The sequence below is a fragment of the Streptomyces sp. NPDC058880 genome, assembly GCF_042742535.1.
Taxonomy (GTDB): domain Bacteria; phylum Actinomycetota; class Actinomycetes; order Streptomycetales; family Streptomycetaceae; genus Streptomyces.
In genome coordinates, this window is sequence record NZ_JBHYMC010000038.1 from 1 (window position 1) to 20,754 (window position 20,754).

At 70.0% G+C, this 20,754-nt stretch carries 14 protein-coding genes and 1 pseudogene; 11 read left to right on the top strand and 4 right to left on the bottom strand.

The features are described from left to right. Positions 1-215 precede the first annotated feature (215 nt). From ACFW2G_RS21060 to ACFW2G_RS21075, 4 genes are all read left to right on the top strand, one after another. A complete protein-coding gene (locus ACFW2G_RS21060; RefSeq protein WP_384456531.1) occupies positions 216-1,439 on the top strand; it encodes an arginine deiminase in 1,224 nt (407 codons plus the stop codon). A gap of 72 nt (positions 1,440-1,511) precedes the next feature. Then, complete coding sequence (argF, locus tag ACFW2G_RS21065) at positions 1,512-2,513, top strand: ornithine carbamoyltransferase (RefSeq protein WP_384456534.1); 1,002 nt, start codon at positions 1,512-1,514, stop codon at positions 2,511-2,513. Between the two features lie 33 nt (positions 2,514-2,546). Continuing rightward, positions 2,547-3,500, top strand: a complete 954-nt coding sequence (gene arcC, locus ACFW2G_RS21070) for a carbamate kinase (protein ID WP_384585585.1) — start codon at positions 2,547-2,549, stop codon at positions 3,498-3,500. Then, on the top strand, positions 3,497-5,026 hold the full coding sequence (locus ACFW2G_RS21075; protein WP_384585582.1) for a YfcC family protein: 1,530 nt from the start codon (positions 3,497-3,499) through the stop codon (positions 5,024-5,026). The genes arcC and ACFW2G_RS21075 overlap by 4 nt, the downstream gene beginning before the upstream one ends. 704 nt (positions 5,027-5,730) lie before the next feature. Here ACFW2G_RS21075 and ACFW2G_RS21080 read toward each other — a convergent pair. The 3 genes from ACFW2G_RS21080 to ACFW2G_RS21090 all read right to left on the bottom strand — a co-directional run bounded on the left by ACFW2G_RS21080 (position 5,731) and on the right by ACFW2G_RS21090 (position 8,420). Beyond that, positions 5,731-6,663 carry a universal stress protein gene (locus ACFW2G_RS21080; RefSeq protein ID WP_384452712.1) on the bottom strand — a complete coding sequence of 311 codons (933 nt, stop codon included), beginning with the start codon at positions 6,661-6,663 and terminating at the stop codon, positions 5,731-5,733. Between the two features lie 86 nt (positions 6,664-6,749). Further along, complete coding sequence (locus ACFW2G_RS21085; RefSeq protein WP_384452828.1) at positions 6,750-7,124, bottom strand: sigma 54 modulation/S30EA ribosomal C-terminal domain-containing protein; 375 nt, start codon at positions 7,122-7,124, stop codon at positions 6,750-6,752. A gap of 609 nt (positions 7,125-7,733) precedes the next feature. Further along, the gene (locus ACFW2G_RS21090; RefSeq protein ID WP_384579997.1) at positions 7,734-8,420 is read right to left on the bottom strand and encodes a CBS domain-containing protein; all 687 of its coding nucleotides are present in this window, start codon (positions 8,418-8,420) and stop codon (positions 7,734-7,736) included. Positions 8,421-8,763: 343 nt separating this feature from the next. Here ACFW2G_RS21090 and gap point away from each other — a divergent pair, with 343 nt between their 5' ends. The 3 genes from gap (at position 8,764) to ACFW2G_RS21105 (ending at position 13,580) form a co-directional block, all read left to right on the top strand. Continuing rightward, positions 8,764-9,792 carry a type I glyceraldehyde-3-phosphate dehydrogenase gene (gene gap / locus ACFW2G_RS21095; RefSeq protein WP_384452717.1) on the top strand — a complete coding sequence of 343 codons (1,029 nt, stop codon included), beginning with the start codon at positions 8,764-8,766 and terminating at the stop codon, positions 9,790-9,792. Positions 9,793-10,023: 231 nt separating this feature from the next. After that, on the top strand, positions 10,024-12,681 hold the full coding sequence (adhE, locus tag ACFW2G_RS21100) for a bifunctional acetaldehyde-CoA/alcohol dehydrogenase (RefSeq protein ID WP_384452720.1): 2,658 nt from the start codon (positions 10,024-10,026) through the stop codon (positions 12,679-12,681). A 227-nt stretch (positions 12,682-12,908) separates the two neighbouring features. Next, a complete protein-coding gene (locus ACFW2G_RS21105; RefSeq protein WP_384579999.1) occupies positions 12,909-13,580 on the top strand; it encodes a response regulator in 672 nt (223 codons plus the stop codon). Positions 13,581-13,731: 151 nt separating this feature from the next. On the opposite strand, the pseudogene ACFW2G_RS21110 reads toward ACFW2G_RS21105, so the two are convergent. Continuing rightward, positions 13,732-13,839, bottom strand: a pseudogene (locus ACFW2G_RS21110) (universal stress protein); the annotation flags it as partial. Positions 13,840-13,920: 81 nt separating this feature from the next. Here ACFW2G_RS21110 and ACFW2G_RS21115 point away from each other — a divergent pair. The 4 genes from ACFW2G_RS21115 (at position 13,921) to pflA (ending at position 20,696) form a co-directional block, all read left to right on the top strand. Then, entirely contained in the window at positions 13,921-14,793 is an 873-nt protein-coding gene (locus ACFW2G_RS21115) for a universal stress protein (RefSeq protein ID WP_384452724.1), read from the top strand. A 74-nt stretch (positions 14,794-14,867) separates the two neighbouring features. Then, the gene (ppdK, locus tag ACFW2G_RS21120; RefSeq protein ID WP_384580001.1) at positions 14,868-17,426 is read left to right on the top strand and encodes a pyruvate, phosphate dikinase; all 2,559 of its coding nucleotides are present in this window, start codon (positions 14,868-14,870) and stop codon (positions 17,424-17,426) included. A 277-nt stretch (positions 17,427-17,703) separates the two neighbouring features. Further along, a complete protein-coding gene (gene pflB, locus ACFW2G_RS21125) occupies positions 17,704-19,971 on the top strand; it encodes a formate C-acetyltransferase (protein ID WP_384452727.1) in 2,268 nt (755 codons plus the stop codon). Continuing rightward, entirely contained in the window at positions 19,968-20,696 is a 729-nt protein-coding gene (gene pflA / locus ACFW2G_RS21130) for a pyruvate formate-lyase-activating protein (RefSeq protein ID WP_384580003.1), read from the top strand. Before pflB ends, pflA begins: the two co-directional genes overlap by 4 nt. Positions 20,697-20,754: the final 58 nt, after the last annotated feature.

The window sequence follows — 20,754 nt, forward strand, 5'->3', positions numbered from 1 at the left end:
GCGCAGGGCCCTTCGGCCCTGCGCAGCGACCGAACGGGACCTCTCGGAGAGTGCCGACCGGCCCGCCACCGGGGACTGTTGCCGCCGGGCATGAGGGGGCGCGAGTGACAGAGTTCAAGTGCTCCCCGAGGCGCCCCCAGAGGACGCCCGGCCGGGTGCACATCCCATTACGGCGCCCGTCGAGCGCACCTTCCGTCTCATCTCCGGGGGACCCCATGACGTTTCACGTCGACTCCGAGACCGGCCGGCTGAAGCAGGTCATCCTGCACCGCCCCGACCGCGAACTGACACGCCTCACGCCCACCAACAAGGACGAGCTCCTCTTCGATGACGTGCTGTGGGCCAAGCGCGCCCGCGACGAGCACGACGCGTTCGCCGATGTCCTGCGGGACCGCGGAGTGCGTGTGCACCTCCTCGCCGACCTGCTTACCGAGACGTTGGACGGCATCGAAGCGCGGCAGCTCGTGTTGGACCGGGTCTTCGACGAACGCGAGTTCGGCATCCTCGGCACCGACCGGCTCCGCACGCACTTCGACTCCCTGGAGCCGGCCGCCCTGTCCACCTGCCTCATCGGCGGCGTCACCAAGGCGGAACTGCTCGAGCGCACGGGCCCGATACCGAGCGTACGCCTGCACGCCATGTCGCCCGACGACTTCCTCCTCGCGCCGCTGCCCAACCATCTGTTCACCCGCGACACCTCGTGCTGGGTGTACGACGGCGTGAGCGTCAACCCGATGAACAAGCGGGCACGCCGCCGTGAAACGGTTCACTTCGAAGCCCTCTATCAGCACCACCCCCTCTTCACGAAGGGGGAGTTCCACCGGTGGGCCGACGGGCAGGCAGCCTATCCCGCCACCATCGAGGGCGGCGACGTCCTGGTCATCGGCAACGGCGCGGTGCTCGTCGGCATGAGCGAGCGCACCACGCCTCAGGCCGTGGAGAATCTCGCCCTGCGCATGTTCGCGGCGGGTTCCGCCCAGCGGGTCGTGGCCGTCAGCCTGCCGAAGAGCCGCAGCTTCATGCACCTCGACACGGTCATGACGATGGTCAGCGGCGACACCTTCACCCGATACGCCGGCCTCGGCATGCTGCCTTCCTCCACGATCGAACCGGGGGCCGGCGGGGAGGGCCTGAGGGTCACCGACCACGCCCCCGAGGACATGGACCGGGCCATCGCCGATGCGCTGGGTCTGCCCTCCATCAACGTCCTCACCCCGAGCCAGGACCTGCGGTCCGCCGAGCGGGAGCAGTGGGACGACGGCTGCAACGTGCTGGCCGTGGAGCCCGGTGTGGTCGTCGCCTACGAGCGCAACGTGACCACCAACACTCACCTGCGCAAGAGCGGGATCGAAGTCATCACCGTGCGAGGCAGCGAACTCGGCCGGGGCCGTGGTGGTCCGCGGTGCATGACCTGCCCCATCGAGCGCGAGGCCGCCTGACCACCCCTCCCGCGCTCCCGCGTCCCCCTCACCGCCCGTCGCACACACCCCGTACATATCAAGGAGCTTGCCATGCACGACGACCTGCACCAGCGCCCGTTCGTGAAGGAACTCGACTTCACTCCCGAGGAGTTCCGCCACCTGCTGGAACTCTCCGCCTCCATCAAGACGGCCCGCCGTGAGGGGCGCGAGGAGCAGCGGCTGCGCGGCAGGAACATCGCCGTCATCTTCGAGAAGACGTCGACGAGGACCCGGTGCGCCTTCGAAGTGGCCGCGCACCAGCAGGGCGCGCACGTGACCTACCTCGACCCGGCCGGCTCCCAGCTCGGGCACAAGGAGTCCATCAAGGACACCGCACGCGTCCTCGGCCGCTACTACGACGGGATCGAATACCGGGGCAGCGACCAGCGCCTGGTGGAGGAACTGGCCCAGCACGCCGGCGTTCCGGTCTGGAACGGCCTGACGGACCAGTGGCACCCCACCCAGTCACTCGCCGACGTTCTCACCATGTGGGAGCACACCGACAAACCGCTGAACCAGGTGTCCTTCGCCTACCTGGGCGACGCCAGGAACAACGTCGGCAATTCCCTGCTGATCGTCGCGGCGATGCTCGGCATGGACGTACGCATGGTCGGCCCGCGATCCCTGCACAACGCCTCCGACGTCGTCGACCAGGCGCGGCGGGCGGCGGCCGTCAGTGGCGCGCGGATCACCCTGACCGAGGACGTGACCGAAGGCGTGGCCGGCGTCGACTTCGTCTACACCGATGTATGGCTCTCCATGGGAGAGCCGCCGGAGATGTGGGACGAGCGCATAGCCCTGCTCAAGCCGTACCAGGTGACAACGAAGACTCTGGAGGCGACGGGCAATCCGGCGGTCAAGTTCATGCACTGCCTTCCGGCCTTCCACAACAGCGACACCACCGTCGGAGCCAAGATCGCTGCGCGGACCGGCATGACCGCACTGGAGGTCACCGACGAGGTCTTCGAGTCCTCGCACTCCATCGTGTTCGACCAGGCCGAGAACCGGCTCCACACCATCAAGGCCGTCCTCGTCGCCACCCTCGGCGACTGAACCGGCATCCCCTCGACCTCCGGAGAACACGTCATGCGTGTAGTCGTCGCACTGGGCGGCAACGCCCTGCTCCGCCGCGAGGAGCGGCCGGACGCCGCCGTGCAGCTCGCCAACATCCGCGCCGCCGTGTCCGCGCTCGCCCCCCTCGCGCACGAGCACGAACTCGTCATCACCCACGGCAACGGACCTCAGGTCGGCGTGCTCGCTCTCCAGAGCGCCGCCGACCGCTCCCTGAGCAGCCCCTACCCCTTCGACGTCCTCGGCGCGGAGACCCAGGGCATGATCGGCTACTGGCTGCTCCAGTCCCTGCAGAACGCGCTGCCCGAACGGCAGGTCTGCGCCCTGCTCAACCAGACCCTTGTCTCCGCGGCCGACCCCGCCTTCACCGACCCGGCCAAATTCGTGGGCCCGGTCTACGACCGGACCGAAGCGGATCGACTGGCCGCCGAACGCGGCTGGACGGTCAAGCAGGACGGCGCCCACTGGCGACGCGTCGTACCGTCCCCCCGTCCACAACGGGTCGTGGAGACCCGGCTCATCCGGCTGCTGCTCAACTCGGGAGCGGTGGCCGTGTGCGCAGGAGGCGGCGGCGTGCCGGTGATCCGTGACGAACAGGGGCAGCTGACCGGCGTCGAAGCCGTGGTGGACAAGGACCTCACCGCCGCCCTCCTGGCCGAGGCGCTCGACGCCGACGCACTCCTGCTGCTCACGGACGTTCCCCACGTCTCGCTCGGCTACGGCACCCCCGGCGCCGAGCCCATCGGACGGACCACGCCCGCGGCCCTGAGGGCCCAGCAGTTCCCCGCCGGATCCATGGGCCCCAAGGTCGACGCCGTGTGCCGGTTCGTCGAGCTCACCGGCGGAATGGCGGCCATCGGCGCTCTCGAAGACGCCCGAGCCATCCTCGACGGAGCCGCCGGCACCGTCGTCACACCCAGCGGCAGCTACCGCGAAGCCCGCCATGACGGAACACAGGACCTGACATGACCCTGCAGAGCGCACCCGCATCCCCGCCGCCGGCCAGAGCCAGAACGGACTCCGGCGCGCCCGACGCCCCACGGCGGCTTCGGTTCCCGTCCGCCTTCACCGTCCTGATCGCCGTCACTGTCGCAGTCTGGGCCCTGACGTTCGTCATCCCCGCCGGCCGCTACGACACCAAGGACGGCAGCCCCGTACCGGGCACCTACCACTCCGTAGAACTGACCACCGGATTCTGGGAGCGGCTCAAAGACCTGTTCCTCGCCCCGGTCAACGGTCTGTACGGCGTCACCGATTCCGGGACCGGCCTCACCGCACCCGGCGGGACCGGCTCCTTCGCGGGCGCGGCCGGCGTGTTCCTCTTCATCCTGGCCGTGGGCGCGTTCATCACCGTCACGATGCGCACCGGGGCCCTCACGGCGGGAGTGGCGCGCCTCGCGCAGCGACTGCACCACCGCAGGACCATGCTGCTCGTGGTCCTGCTGACGGTGTTCTCCCTCGGCGGGACCACGTACGGCATGGCCGAGGAAACCCTCGGCTTCTACGGGCTGATGATCCCCCTGATGCTCGGCCTGGGCTACGACCGCATGGTCGCCGCGACAGTCGTCATGGTGGGAGCCGGGGTCGGCACCCTCGCCTCGACCGTCAACCCCTTTGCCACCGGGGTGGCCTCCGACAGCGCCGGCATCGGCACGGGAGACGGCATCGTCCTGCGACTGGTGATGTGGGCCTGCCTGACAGCCCTGGCAGCCGCATACGTCGTGCGCTACGCCCGCCGCGTCACCGAGGACCCCTCCCGGTCGCTGACACCCCTCACCGAGGACGACCTCCGCATTAAGGCTGAGGGCAGCGAAGCGGCGAAGCTCACGAGTCGCCAGCGCACGGTCCTGTACCTCTTCGCGGCCGCGTTCCTCTTCATGGTCTTCGCCGTCGTCCCCTGGTCCGATCTGCACGTCACCTTCCTGCCCACCCTCGGCTGGTACTTCCCCGAACTCGCCGCTCTGTTCATCGTCGCGGCGGTCGCCGTGGGGCTGGTCGGCGGCCTGGGCGAGAAGGGCACGGTGAAAGCCGTCACCGCCGGCGCAGGGGACTTCATCGGAGCGGCGTTGATCGTCATGCTGGCCCGCGGAGTCACGGTGATCATGAACAACGCCAGTGTCACCGACACCATCCTCGACGTCCTGCGGAGTGCTGTGGCCGACACGTCCTCCGGCGTGTTCGCCGTCCTGATGTTCCTGGTGAATCTCCCGCTGGCCTTCTTCGTCCCCTCCTCGTCCGGCCACGCGGCACTCGCCATGCCCATCCTCGCCCCCCTGGCCGACTTCGCCGGAGTGAGCCGGGCCCTGGTGGTGACCGCGTACCAGTCGGCTTCCGGATGGGTGAACCTCGTTACGCCCACCTCGGCCGTCGTCATGGGCGGCCTCGCCTTGGCCAAGATCCGCTACGACCGGTACCTGCGCTTCATGGCACCACTGATGGGCGCCCTGCTGGTGGCCGTCGCCGGATTCCTCGCACTCGGTGCGGCAGTGCGCTGAATCGCTGCGGGCAGGCAAGTGGCCGGCTGGTCGGGACACCGACCAGCCGGCCACCGTCGTGTGCCCGGCACGAGGCGGACCTGTGGGCTCCGCCGGACGGTGCCGACAGAGCCCTGGGCGCTTTTCCGGGCCGCGACCGTGAGCTCCGGCGAGTGCAGGGTGTCCGTGGCCGCTCAAGGAGGTGGGACCTCATGCCCGGACTGCCGGCCATCGGAGCGACTGCACGGGCGCGGTTCCCGTCCTCGCTGTGGACTGGCAGTGCGAGAGCGCCGACGGGCCACTGGTGGGACGCTCGCCTCCACCGCATGGCCGTGTCACTGCGGCTGCTGATGCGGATACGTTCACGGCGTCGGGCGGCCACCCATCGGGGGTGGCAGGCCTGAGAGTTGCGTCGGCGCAGGCGGGCGGGCAAGGCCTGCACGGACGCTGTGGTCGAGGTGGTGGGGGAAGGGCGGGGACGGCCGCAACGGTCCTTCGCGGCCGGCCTGTGGACCCGGACCGACCGCCCCATCGCGCCCCTCGCCGAGGTGGTTTCCGTCTTTTCCACCCGGTACGACAAGCAACGCACCGACCACTGCGGTCGCAGCACACCAGGAGCCCTCGTCGCGCAGCTGCGCGACGAGGGCTCCTGGTGTCAAGGGGCGACGGCGTCCGTCGGGGGACCGCAACCGGGGCGTATCCGTCCTGGGTGCGGCTCGCGACGATCAGAGATGAGGGACGACCGCCACGGGCGTCGTGGCGTGGTGCAGCACTGCGTGGGCGACCGGGCCGATGTGTGCTCCGACCGCCGCCCGGCGTATGCGCCGTCCGACGATCACCAGCGAGGCTTCCTTCGACGCTTCCACAAGGTGGCCCGCGGGCCGTCCCACCAGGCACTGCTCCTTGACCTCGACCTGGGGGAACTTGCCGCGCCACGACCGCAGTACGTCGGTGAGTGCGCTTGCCTCGCGCTGTCCCGGCGCGACGCCGTGGCCGGGGTCGGCCGCCGCAGGGTCGTACCCTTCGACCACCGGTACGCTCCAGCCGTGCACGACCCGCAGGGTGGCCGCTCGGGCAGCGGCGGCTTCGAAGGCGTACGCGAGCAGCTCGTCGCACGGCCTGGAGAGGTCGAGGCCGAGCACCACGTCAAGGCACTGCCCCTTGCGCTCCCGGTGGCCGCCCGTGCCGGGGAGCGGTTCACACTCGGCCCGTTCCCCGGCCCGTACAGCGACGACCGGACGCTCCGCGTGCGCGATGACGGGCAGGGACACCGATCCGGTCAGGAAGCCGGCCAGGCTACCCAGCCCTCGTGAACCCACGACCAGGACTTCCGCCTTCTCTGCGGCGGACAGCAACACCTCCGCGGGGCGGCCGTGCACCTGCTCGACGGTGATGTCCAGGCCGGGATGCGCGGCCCGCAGCCGGTCGGACGCGTCGTGGGTGACCTGCTCGGCGTAGTGCTGTGTGGCGGTCGCCCCCTCACAGGGCGTGGTGTCCAGGCCAGTGAACGGGGCGTGGGCGAAGGCCCGTGACCAGTCCTGCCAGACGTGCAGGAGGTGCAGGGGCAGGCGGCGCATCTGTGCCTCGCGGGCGGCCCAGTCCGCGGCGGCCAGCGACTCGGCCGAGCCGTCCACAGCGGCGATGACGGTACGTGACATGATTCCTCCGGGTGAGGGGTCTTCGGGTGGTTTGCGGCACGGGTCCGGGGACCGGCGGCCGGGCGCGCGGCGTCGCCCGGAACGTGTTACCGGGACGGAGTGATCAGCCCGTAGTGGCCGTCGTAGCGGTGGTAGAGGACGCAGCCCCGGCCGGTGGCCGTGTCGTTGAAGAAGACGAAAGGCAGCCCGGTGAGGTGCAACCGTGAAACGGCCTCGGTCACACTGCTCGTTGGCACGGGAACCGTGCTCACGCCGAGCAGACCGTCGACCTCCCGTTCCTGACCCAGAGGTCCCAGCGAAGCCATGCGATGCCGCCCGGTACGGACGTCGCGGTAGACGACGCTGTCGTGCCCGGAGGCCAGGTCCGTGAAGAGCCAGAAGTCGTGGTCCATGGCTTCCAGGTCGATCACGGCGTCCTCAGGCGTCTGGTGGACCAGGCTGAAGGACTTGTGCCGCACGATCCGGCGCTTTTCGGCGGGAACGTGATGCCGGTGCTGACGGTGGTCGTGCCCTGCGCCGTCCCTCGATGTCCGGCTGGGCGTGCTGTTGCGGTGGGGGCCGTCCGCCGCATACCGCCGTGGCCGGACGGTTTGCCGAAGTGTTGACGGCTTGCGTGAGCTTCACCCGCACGGTCAGCACGGGTCCGCGCACGTGGCCGATCACCGCTAGCATCTTTCCCTGGGCGTACACGTCCGCGCCATCGGGCACCTGCCCTCGGTTGCGGACCTGAACGTCGGCTGTCCGGCTGGTCTTGGGACCGCTCATGAGAACTCCTCCTCCATCCCTTCCAGCCTGTCTGTCGGCGGCCGCTCCCGGGCAGAGCCGTCCGGACCCCGCCACGGCGCCACTGGTACCGACACCACCCGAGAACCCGGGACTTCCGGTCGGCCGGGCAAGGCCGTTCGGCCTCCAGACCCAGGGACGGGTAAGTCGACGTGCCCCGGCCCGATATCGCGTGACGTGCCGGACGGACAGCACCGCTCGGGTCGGCGGCTCCAGGTCGCCGCGACCGGCCGCGGTGCCCGCCGCCGCTCGGCCGACGGAAGAGCCCGTGGTGTCCCGCCCTGTTGTCAGTGATCGCTCTCGCGGCCGGTTGTCAGCCGGTTCACCACACCCACCACACCGTCCACGCCCCACGTGACGCTAATCAACGTCGCTGAATCGAGGGCAGGTTCAGATAATCCCGCCATGGTGACCATCCCGTCGCGAACGTCGATGCGGAGCCCGTCGATGTGGTGGGCGGCCAGCGCCCGTCCGGAGACGGCATCGGCGACGTCCGCGAGGATCTCCTCGTCCGTCCTCAGGAAGACGCGCAGCAGATCACGCCGCGTGGTGATGCCGATCAGACGGTCCTCCTCGTCCACCACCGGCAACCGGTCGACGTGGCGACGTTCCATGATGCGCGCGGCGTCGGCGACGCGCTGTTCGGGATGCACGGTTACCGCTGGGCTGGTCATCAGCTCGCCTGCCGCCGGGGCGGGCCCCGCGACGGAGTGGGCGTCGGCCGGTCGCCATGGTGTGTGCGCCATCCGATGCCGCCCGGATTCGTGCCGGCCGAGACAGCCCTGTTGCCGGGCGAGGTCTTTCCGGGAGACGACGCCCATGACCTTGTCGTCGTCATCCACCACCGGCAGCCCGCTGATCCGATGGGCGATGAGCATGCGAGCCAGTTCTTCGAAGGAGGTGTCCGGGCGGGCCTGGACCACCTCGGTGGTCATGACTTGGCCCACCGTCCGCTTTTCGACCACGGTGCTCATCTCCACTCGTTGCGCAGGTTTCCGGATACCGCCGATGGCGCCGCGACCTCTGACTGCCCGCCGACCGCTGTGCTCAGCGCGCCGGGGGCCGGGAAGCCCCGGGTTCGTCTGCTCCTCATGCTTGCCGTTGCTTCCAGAGTGGGGCGGAGGACGGCCGGGGGACAGAACCGGTCAGGACCTGCACGCCGGGCCGTTCGGCCCGTGACAGGCCGGTCCGGGCGGGGCCGCCGGGGGGAAGGCCCAACGGCCCTGGCGTGCACCCCGTTCGACCCCTGCCCGCGGCGCGACATGCCCCCCAGGGTGGCACCACTCGCATCGGCACCCAAGGGAAGGGGCGGCGGAGATGACCGTACGCATCGGAATCAACGGTTTCGGACGCATCGGCCGGAACTACCTGCGCTGCGTCATGGAACGCGCGGAGACGAGCAACGGCACCCCCATCGAGGTGGTGGCCGTCAACGACCTCACCTCCCCGGCTGCGCTGGCCCATCTGCTCACCTACGACTCCACCTACGGCCGACTCCACCGCACCGTTGATCACGACGGCGAATCCATTACGGTGGACGGTCACCGCATCGCGGTCACGTCCCGGCGCGACCCCGCCGACCTCGGGTGGGACGCGCTCGGCGTGGACGTCGTCATCGAGGCCACCGGCCGCTTCCGCACCAAGGAGGAAGCCGGCCGGCACCTGACGGCAGGAGCACGCAAGGTGCTGCTGTCCGTCCCCGGCAAGGGCGTCGACGCCACCATCGTCATGGGCGTCAACGAGTCCGCGTACGATCCGCGCGTCGACCACGTGATCTCCAACGCGTCCTGCACAACCAACTGCGTGGCCCCCATGATGAAGGTCCTCAGCGAGCGCTTCGGCATCGTCAAGGGGCTGATGACCACCATCCACGGCTATACCAACGACCAGGTCGTGCTCGACGGCCCGCACAAGGACCTGCGCCGCGGCCGCACGGCCGCGGTGAACATCATCCCGACCAGCACCGGCGCCGCCCGTGCCATCGGCCTGGTGCTCCCGGAACTCGCGGGCACCCTGGACGGCATCGCCGTGCGCGTGCCGGTCGAGGACGGCTCGCTGACCGACCTCAGCCTGGTGCTGGCACGGCAGGTGTCCGCACAGGACGTCAACGACGCTTTCCGGGAGGCTGCCGAGGGACCACTGAAGGGTGTCCTGAGGGTGAGCGATGCCCCGATCGTCTCGCGCGACATCGTCGGAGACCCCGCCTCGTGCATCGTGGACGCCCCGCTGACGCAGGCCAACGGCGACCTGGTCAAGGTCTTCGGCTGGTACGACAACGAGTGGGGCTACACCAACCGTCTTGTCGATCTGACCCAGTACGTCGCCACGCTGCTCGACGCCCGGTGAGCCGGCGGCAGCCCGGGCAGCGGACGCCGTAGAGGCACGGAAGGCCCGGTGGTGGCGCAAGCCTCTGCGCTGCCACAGCGGCCGGAGACCATCGGGCCCCGTCGAGGGACCTTCGGGACCTCAGCCGAGGACGCGTCCCGGGCAAGGCTGTAGGTGACAGGACGGAACGGGTGGCCACCCCGGTGGCCGGCCACGTGTGGCCACAGTGCCACCCACACCAGGGAGCTTTCCATGACACAGGCGACCAGCGACCCCCGCACCACCACCGACGGCACCCCGTCGGACACGCTCATCTCCGTGAACCTCCTGGTCGACAATGCCACCAAGGCGCTCGCCGACTTCGAGTCCTTCACGCAGGAGCAGGTCGACCACATCGTCGCCAAGGCGTCGGTGGCCGCCCTCGACCAGCACACCGCCCTCGCCCGGCTGGCGGTGGAGGAGACCGGGCGGGGTGTCTTCGAGGACAAGGCGGCGAAGAACATGTTCGCCTGCGAGCACGTCACCCACAGCATGTCCCGGGCCAGGACGGTCGGCGTCATCGGCCGCGACGACATCGAGGGCATCATCGAGATCGCCGAACCCGTCGGCGTGCTCTGCGCGGTCACGCCCGTCACCAACCCGACGTCCACCACCATCTTCAAGGCGCTGCTGGCGCTGAAGACACGCAACCCCGTCGTGTTCGCCTTCCACCCCTCCGCGCAGGTGTGCAGCACCGCAGCCGCACGCATCGTGCGGGACGCCGCCGTCGCCGCCGGAGCGCCCGAGCACTGCGTGCAGTGGATCGAGGCTCCCTCCATCGAGGCCACGAGCCTCCTCATGCGACATCCAGGCGTCGCGCTGATCCTGGCGACCGGCGGCAACGCCATGGTCAAGGCCGCCTACTCGGCCGGCAAGCCCGCCGTCGGCGTCGGCGCCGGCAACGTGCCCGCCTACGTGCACCACAGCGCGGACCTGCGCCGGGCGGTCAACGACCTCGTCCTGTCCAAGTCCTTCGACAACGGCATGATCTGCGCGTCCGAGCAGGCGGTCATCCTGGACACCGACGTGTACGACGAGGCGCTCGCCGAGTTCCGGCGCCTGCACGCGTACATCGCGACGGCCGAGGAGAAGCGGAAGCTGGAGACCTATCTGTTCCCGCCGGACCCGGCCGGCCGACAGGGCCGCGTCAACCCGGCCGCCGTCGGGCAGAGCCCCGACCGGATCGCGGAGCAGGCCGGGTTCACCGTCCCAGCGGACACATCGCTCATCCTGGCCGAGGCGAGCCACGTCGGGCCCGACGAGCCGCTGACGCGGGAGAAACTCTGCCCGGTCCTCACCGTGCTGCGAGCCGAGTCGACGCAGGAGGGCTTCGACCTCGCGGCCGACATGGTCGACTTCCACGGACAGGGACACAGCGCGGTGATCCACACCGGTGACCCGGCCCTCGCCGAGCGCTACGGCCGCCGTATGAGGACCGTACGGATCATCGTCAACTCGCCGTCCTCGCAGGGAGCGATCGGCGGCATCTACAACCGTCTGGTTCCGTCCCTGACCCTGGGCTGCGGGTCCTGGGGCAGTACTTCGGTCTCGGACAACGTCTCGGCTGCCCAGCTGCTCAACATCAAGCGCGTCACCACCCGGCAGAACAACATGCAGTGGTTCAAGGTGCCGCCGAAGATCTACTTCGAGCCCCAGGCCATCCGCTACCTCGCGGCGATGCCCGACGTTCACCGCGTCACCGTGGTCACCGACGCGACCATGACCCGGCTCGGTTACGTGGAGCGCGTCAGCCGTGTCCTGCAACAGCGGCAGCAACCCGTGACCATCCAGGTCATCGACGACGTCGAGCCGGAGCCGAGCATCGACTCCGTACAGCGTGGCGCCGCCCTCATGCGCGACTTCCGGCCGGACACCATCATCGCCCTGGGTGGCGGATCCCCCATGGACGCGGCGAAGGTGATGTGGCTGCTGTACGAACAGCCGGACGTCGACTTCGCCGACATGCGGCAGAAGTTCTCCGACATCCGTAAGCGGGCCTTCCGCTTCCCCGTGCTCGGCAAGCAGGCCCGTCTCGTCTGCGTTCCCACCACCTCGGGAACCGGCGCCGAGGTCACCCCCTTCGCTGTGATCTCCGACCCGGCGACCGGCAAGAAGTATCCGCTGGCCGACTACGCCCTGACCCCCAGTGTCGCGATCGTCGATCCCGTCCTGACCGCCGGGCTGCCGGCGTCGCTCGCCGCCGACAGCGGCTTCGACGCTCTCACCCATGCCACCGAGGCGTACGTGTCCGTCTATGCCAACGACTTCACCGACGGTCTGGCGCTGCACGCCATCAGGCTGGTCTTCGACCACCTCGAGGCGGCGGTCACCGGCGAGTCGGCACGGCGGAGCGTGGCACGGGAGAAGATGCACAACGCGGGCACCATCGCCGGCATGGCCTTCGGCAACGCCTTCCTCGGCATCGTCCACGCGATGTCCCACACCCTGGGCGCCACCTTCCACATCGCCCACGGGCGGACCAACGCAATCCTCCTGCCGCACGTGATCCGCTACAACGGCACCGTTCCCGGCAAGCTGACGGGATGGCCCAAGTACGAGAGCTACCGCGCGCCCGAGCGCTTCCAGGACATTGCCCGTGCCCTCGGGCTCCCCGCATCCACCCCCGCCGAGGGCGTGGCCTCGTACGCCGCCGCGGTGGAACGCCTGCGGGACGCCGTGGGCATCGAACCGTCTTTCCGCGCCCTGGGACTTGACGAGGCCGCCTTCATCGGCGCGCTGCCGCAGCAGGCACTGAACGCCTATGAGGACCAGTGCGCCCCGGCTAACCCGCGCATGCCGATGCTGGACGACATGGAGGACATCATGCGTACGGCCTACTACGCCGGGCCCCGGCCGCTTCCCTCCTTCTGACCGCGCGTCGGGCGGCGGCCTCTCTGCGTCCGGGCCACCGTGACCGTGTGGGACCCGCTGCTCCAGGGCAGCCGTATGGGATGCGGCCGCGTATGAGGGCCATCCGGCCCTGGCTGAAGGTCATGCTCGCACGGCACGATGCAGTGGATCCGCCGGCGGGCGGACGATCCGGCGAACTCGGAGTGTGCGATGACGGACAGCAGCGGCGGCCTCACCGGAAGGAACCGGTGAGGGTCTTCCTCCTCGACGATCACGAGGTCGTGCGCCGCGGTGTGCACGATCTGCTGGATGCCGAGCCGGACCTGACCGTGGTCGGGGAGGCGGGCACGGTCGAGCAGGCGCTCATCCGGGTGCCCGCGCTGCGCCCGCAGGTCGCCGTCCTGGATGTGCGCCTGCCGGACGGGGACGGCGTGAGTGCCTGCCGGGAGCTGCGCTCCCGAATGCCCGACCTCGCCTGCCTGATGCTGACGTCATTCGACGACGAGGAGGCGCTGCTCGACGCGATCATGGCTGGCGCGTCCGGATACGTGCTCAAGCAGATCACCGGAACCGACCTGGTGAACGCCGTGCGGACGGTCGCCTCCGGCCAGTCCATGCTGGACCCCGGCGCCACGGCGCGGGTGATGGCCCGGCTGCGCGGCGGACCTCCGCAGGAGGAGCTTCCGCCGGGTCTGCCCGGCCTGACGGAGCGCGAGGGTGAGATCCTCGCTCTGGTCGGGGAAGGGCTGACCAATCGTGAGATCGGCCAGCGGCTCTACCTGGCGGAGAAGACGGTCAAGAACAACATCTCCCGGCTGCTCGCCAAGCTGGGCGTCGAACGGCGAGTGCAGGCCGCCGTCATCGCCACGCAGGCTCTGGCCGCCCAGGGAGACCAGATCGGGCGGCTCGGCAAGGTGTGACGACTGTCCCAGGAACTGAGCGCTGGTTCACGCGCCCGCGAAACGGCTGAGCGGCCCGGCCCGGCGTACTTCTCGGACGTCGGGCCGGGCCGCTTCCCCATGTCTGCCGGAGAGGCCGGGCCGGGGCCGCACCCGAAGCGGGGCGGGGCCGTCAGGCGTGCGGCACGACAGCTACGGGGCAGCGGGCGTGGTGCAGCGTGGCGTGGGCGACCGACCCGATGCGGGTACCGACAGGCGTGTGGCGTGCCCGGCGGCCGACCTGTGGCCCCTCTGCGGGCGGGTCGTGGGCAGGCCACTGTGGAGATGCAAGGCCCTTCCCCGTTCTCCCGAGGAGCCGTTCATGTCCCGCCCCGTCACCGTCGGCTTCGACGGATCCCGTGAAAGCCTCGCCGCCATGGACTGGGCTGCCGGGGAGGCAGTCCGCCGCGCGGCGCCGCTGCGGCTTCGCCAGGTCTGGAGCAAGGACGACGATCCGCGTACGCGTCTGGTGGCCCCGGCGACCGCCCAGGGGTGGGGTGAGCGGGAGCTCGGTACGGCGGAGAGGCGACTGCGCCGACGCCACCCGGGTCTGCGGACCGAAACGCGGTGGGTCTGTGGTGACCCGGTGGAGGAGCTGTGTGCCGCCGCGGACGAGACGGAGCTGCTGGTGCTCGGCTCCCGTGGCCTGGGCGGGCTGGCCGGCTTCCTCGCCGGGTCCGTCTCGCTGGCCGTGCTCGCCCGCACCCGGCGCCCGGTCGTCCTGGTCCGCCCGCACAACCGCCCGGCTGCCGGGAAGGACGGGCCGGCCGGAGAGGTCGTGGTCGGCCTGGACGTGTCCGCACCCGGCGACGAGGTGCTCGCCTTCGGTTTCGCGGCGGCCGACCGGTACGGCTGCGGTCTGCGGGTACTGCACGCCTGGGCCGTTCCGGCGCTCTACGGAGCCGACACGGGCGCTGCCCTGCAACTGATGTGGGCGGAGGTCGCGCAGGACGCGTGCCGGGCGCTCGACGAGGCGCTGGCCCCGTGGACGGAGAAGTACCCCGGTGTGTCCGTCGTCCGTGAATGCCGCCAGGGCCGGCCGGCGCAGGACCTCGTTGAAGCCTCGCGGGGGGCCCGGCTGGTCGTGGTCGGTCGCAGGAACCGGCGTGCGCGGATCGGCACGCACATCGGGGCCGTTACCCACGCCGTCATCCACCACTCCCTGGCTCCCGTCGCGGTCGTGCCGCACGACTGACCGACCAACCGGCCGCTACCGTGCCGCCCCGCTTCCCGGGACCCGACATCCACCGAAGAGACAGGCGAGCAGCCATGACTACCTACGTGTACGACTTCTCCGAGGGCGGCCGGGACATGGCCGGTCTCCTGGGAGGCAAGGGAGCGAACCTCGCGGAAATGGCGCGCATGGGTCTGCCCGTGCCGCCCGGCTTCACCGTCACCACCGAAGCCTGCCGGATCTTCCTCGCCACGGGGCGGGCTCCGGACGGCCTCGACCGGCAGATCGGCGAGCATCTCGCGGCGCTGGAACGAGCCGCCGGGAAGCGGCTCGGTCAGGTGGACGACCCACTCCTGCTCTCCGTCCGCTCGGGGGCGAGGTTCTCGATGCCGGGCATGATGGAGACCATCCTCGACATCGGGTTGAACGATCTCTCGGTCCTGGGCCTGGCCAAGACCCCCGAGCGCGAACGCTTCGCCTGGGACTCCTACCGGCGCCTCGTGCAGATGTTCGGCAGTACGGTCATGGGCGTCGACGGCTCCCACTTCGAGGCGGCGCTCGCCGCAGTCAAGCAGCAACACAGCCGGGGCGACGACACGCAGTTGGACACCTGCGACCTCATTCGGATCGTCGAGACCTTCAAGGACCTGATCCACGAGCGGACCGGGGAGGAGTTCCCGCAGGATCCGGCCGAGCAACTCCGGCGGGCGGTCCTTGCCGTCTTCACCTCTTGGAACGGCGAGCGCGCACGCCTCTACCGCCGACGCGAGCACATCCCGGACGACCTGGGCACCGCGGTCAACATCCAGACCATGGTCTTCGGCAATCTCGGTCCGGACTCCGGCAGCGGCGTCGCCTTCACCCGGGATCCGGCGACCGGCCGACCGGGCGTCTACGGCGACTACCTGCCCAACGCCCAAGGGGAAGACGTCGTCGCCGGCATCCGCAACACCGTGCCACTCCAGGACCTGGCAGGCATCGACCCCGCGTCGTTCGCGCGGCTGCGCGGCTACATGGGGCAACTGGAGGCCCACTACCGCGATCTGTGCGACATCGAGTTCACGATCGAACGCGGCAGACTGTGGATGCTCCAGACCCGCGTCGGCAAGCGCACGGCCCAGGCCGCCTTCGCCATCGCCTCCCAGCTCGCCGACGAAGGACTGATCAGCGAGCGGGAGGCGCTGGGCCGGGTCGGCGGCGAGGCGCTCGCACGGCTGATGTTCCCCCGCTTCGCCACCACGGACTCGAGCGAGGTCGTCGCGCGCGGCGTGCCCGCCTCACCGGGAGCGGCCGTGGGAGCCGTCGTGTTCGACTCGGCGGAAGCGGTCCGCAGGGCGGCCGCCGGCGAGAAGGTCGTGCTCGTACGTCAGGAGACGACGCCCGACGACCTGCCGGGCATGGTCGCCGCCCAGGCGGTGCTCACCAGCCGGGGCGGGAAGACCAGCCACGCCGCGGTCGTCGCACGCGGCATGGGCAAGGTGTGCGTCTGCGGGGCGGAGGGCATCGTCGTGGACACACGGGAGCGGCGCTTCGACGCCGGTGGCGTGACGGTCCACGAAGGCACGGTCGTCTCAGTCGACGGGTCGGAAGGGGTGGTGCGCCTCGGCTCCGTACCCCTGGTCGACTCCGACGTCGTGCGGTACTTCGAGGAGGGCGGTGTGCTGCCGGCCGACGGCACGGCCCGGCAGCAGGTGCGTGATGTCCACCGGCTCATGCGGCAGGCGGACGCCGTGCGGGGCATGGAGGTCCGGGCGAACGCCGACACCCCCGAGGACGCGGCCCGCGCCCGTCGCTTCGGTGCCCAGGGAATCGGCCTGTGCCGCACCGATCACATGTTCCTCGGCGACCGGCGCCCCCTCGTCGAGGCGATGATCCTCGCGCACGGCGACACCGAACGAGAGGCGGCACTCGCGGCGCTGCTGCCGCTCCAGAGGCAGGACTTCACCGGCATCCTCGAAGCGATGGACGGCCTGCCGGTCACCGTCCGGCTGCTCGACCCGCCACTTCACGAGTTCCTGCCGGACCGCACGGAACTCGCAGTCCGTCTCGCACGTGGCGAAGCGCTCGGCACACCGGCCGATCAGCACGGCAGCGAACTCCTGGCGGCCGTCACGCGCATGCACGAGGAGAACCCGATGCTCGGCCTGCGCGGCGTGCGCCTGGGGCTGGTGGTGCCGGGGCTGGTGGCCATGCAGGTACGGGCCCTCGCCGAGGCCGTCGTCGCGCGCAGGCGTGCGGGCGGCGACCCCCGGGCGGAGATCATGGTCCCGCTGGTGGACGCGGTCGAGGAGCTCCACCTCGTGCGGGAGGAAGTGGACCGGGTCCTGGCACAGGTTTCGCACGAGACGGGCGTCGACGTCACCTGCCCGGTCGGAACCATGATCGAACTGCCCAGGGCGGCTCTCACCGCCGCCCGGATCGCGAAGGAGGCGGCGTTCTTCTCCTTCGGCACGAACGACCTGACACAGACCACCTGGGGCTTCTCCCGGGACGACGTCGAAGCCGCGTTCTTCTCCGCGTACCTCGACAAGGGCGTCTTCCCCGTCTCCCCGTTCGAGACGATCGACCGTGAGGGCGTCGGCCGGCTGGTGCGGATCGCGGTCGAGGAGGGCCGGGCAGCCCTGGAAGCGAACGGCACCGACGCGAGCGCATAGCCCCCGAACCGTGCTGCCCGGGGGCGCGGAGAGCCACGTCGTCATGGACCCGTACCGCCGCGGCTGCGGGGTAGAGCTCGTGACGCTCTGCGGGAGGGCCCATGGTCCCTCGCCTCGACGGGACCACAGGCCCTCTCCCGCCCGGCTCACCAGGGCCGGTCAGCGGGCTCCGCCTCGCCTCTTCGACCCTGGCCGGCGACACAGCCGACGGGAACCATCAGCAGTGAGAAAGGGCGATCGCCCACCTCGCCTTCGTCCCGGCCCAGGAGATGACGACATGACCGTGACCGTCCAGCACCCTGCCGACGCCAGTCGCACCATTGCCCTGTGGCGCGGCTTCACCGGCGAGGAGTGGCAGCGACACATCGACGTCCGTTCCTTCATCCAGGCCAACTACACGCCCTACGAGGGCGATGCCGCATTCCTCGCCGGTCCCACGGAGCGCACCCGCACGGTGTGGAAGACCGTCACCGCGCTCTTCCCGGAGGAGCGCCGCAAGGGTGTGCTCGACGTGGACACCGCCATGCCGTCCACCATCACCTCCCACGCGCCCGGCTACATCGACCGCGACCGGGAACTGATCGTCGGATTGCAGACCGATGCTCCGCTGAAGCGGGCGATCATGCCTAACGGCGGGCTGCGGATGGTGGACAACGCGCTGCGCGCGTACGGCTTCGCACCGGATCCGTTCGTCACCAAGGTCTTCGGCACGTACCGCAAGACCCACAACGACGGTGTCTTCGACGCCTACACCCCCGAAATGCTGGGTGCCCGCAGGGCGGGCATCATCACCGGTCTGCCGGACGCCTACGGGCGAGGCCGCATCATCGGCGACTACCGCCGCGTCGCGCTGTACGGAACCGCCCGGCTGATCGAGGCCAAGCGAGCCGAGCGGACCCGGCTGGACGAGACACCGTCCACGGCCGACGTGATCCGCGACCGCGAGGAACTGGCCGAGCAGATCAGGGCACTGGGCGAGCTGGAACGGATGGCCGCCTCCTACGGCTGCGACGTGTCCCGTCCCGCAGCCACCGCGCACGAGGCCGTCCAATGGCTCTACCTCGGCTTCCTCGCCGCCGTGAAGGAGCAGAACGGCGCGGCGATGTCCCTGGGCCGCACCTCCACCTTCCTGGACGTCTACCTCCAGCGTGACCTCGACGAAGGAAAAATCGACGAGAGCCGCGCCCAGGAACTCATCGACGACTTCGTGATCAAGCTGCGGATCGTGCGGTTCCTGCGCACACCGGAGTACGACGCGCTGTTCTCCGGCGACCCCACCTGGGTCACCGAGTCCATCGGCGGCATCGGCGAGGACGGCCGCCCCCTGGTCACCCGCACGTCCTTCCGCTTTCTCCAGACCCTGTACAACCTCGGCCCCGCCCCCGAGCCCAACCTGACCGTGCTGTGGTCCCCCCGACTGCCGGAGGGCTTCAAGCAGTTCTGCGCCCAGACATCCATCGACACCAGCTCCATCCAGTACGAGTCCGACGACCTCCTTCGCCCCCGAACCGGCGACGACACCGCGATCGCCTGCTGCGTCTCCGCGATGGCGGTGGGCCAGCAGATGCAGTTCTTCGGTGCCCGTGTGAACCTGGCCAAGGCGCTGCTGTACGCCATCAACGGTGGCCGCGACGAGATGACCGGCGAACAGGTCGCCCCGGCGACGGCCCCGCTGACCGGCGAGCAGCTCGACTACACCGATGTGGCCAACGCGTACGACCGCATGCTGGACTGGCTCGCCGCGACCTACGTCAACGCGCTCAACGTGATCCACTACATGCACGACAAGTACGCCTACGAGCGCATCGAGATGGCCCTGCACGACCACCCGGTCCACCGCACGATGGCCTGTGGCATCGCTGGACTGTCTGTGGCGGTCGACAGCCTTTCGGCCATCAAGCACGCCCGTGTCACAGTCGTTCGGGATGCCACCGGGCTCGCCGTCGACTACCACGTCGAAGGCGACTACCCGGCCTACGGCAACGACGACGACCGCGCCGACCGCATCGCGGTCGACCTGGTCCGCTCCTTCATGGCAAAGGTGCGCCGCCACCCGGCCTACCGGGGTGCCGAGCACACGCAGTCGGTACTCACCATCACCTCCAACGTCGTCTACGGCAAGCACACCGGCAACACCCCCGACGGCCGCCGTGCGGGTATGCCGTTCGCCCCGGGCGCCAACCCGATGAACGGACGTGACCGACACGGGATGGCGGCATCGGCGCTGTCGGTCGCGAAGATCCCGTATGACCAGGCCCGCGACGGCATCTCCCTGACGTCCACCATCACCCCGGAGGGCCTGGGGCACGATCCGGCCGAACGCGCCGGGCACCTCGTCGGGATCCTCGACGCCTACACCGCCGCAAGCGGTTTCCACATGAACGTCAACGTCCTCGACCGAGCCACGCTCGAGGACGCCATGGAACACCCGGACAACTACCCTGACCTGACCATCCGCGTCTCCGGCTACGCCGTCAACTTCGTCCGCCTCACGCGCGAACAGCAACTCGACGTCATCAACCGCACGTTCCACGGTGCGCGATGACCACGGGCCGCGTCCACTCCTGGGACCTGTCCACCGGGGTGGACGGGCCCGGCACCCGGTTCGTTCTCTTCCTCAGCGGCTGTCAACTGCGCTGCCTGTACTGCGCCAACCCCGACACCTGGCACATGCGCGAGGGGCAGCAGGTCACCGTGGACGAACTGGTCGGGCGCATCGAGCGGTACCGGCAGTTCACCGCTCTGGCCGGTGGAGGCGTGACCCTGACCGGAGGCGAGCCCCTGCTCCAGTCCGCCTTCACCGCCGAGGTGTTCCGACGCTGCAAGGAGCTCGGCCTGCACACCGCACTGGACACCTCCGGCGCCCTCGGCACTCGCGCCGACGACGCGCTCCTGGCCGATACCGACCTGGTCCTGCTCGACATCAAGTCCTTCGACGCCGGCGTCTACCGGCGTCTGACCGGCGGCAACCTCACCGCCACCCTCAACTTCGCCGTCCGGCTGAACAGGCTCCGCGTCCGTACCTGGATCCGCTACGTCCTGGTCCCCGGCTGGACCGACGATCCGGCTGCCATCGATGGGCTGGGCCGCTTCCTCGCGGAACTGGACAACGTCGACCGTGTCGACGTCCTGCCTTTCCACAAACTCGGTACCCACAAGTACGACTTGCTCGGCATCCCCTTCCCGCTCCGCGACAAACCGGTTCCGGACGCCGCACTGGTCGAGCGCGTTCGCGACCAGTTCCGGGCGCACGGCTTGCGGGCACGGTGAACCAGCCGAATGCGCGTCACACGAGACAGTGCCGGCCTGTCCGCAGGCGGGCTTCTGC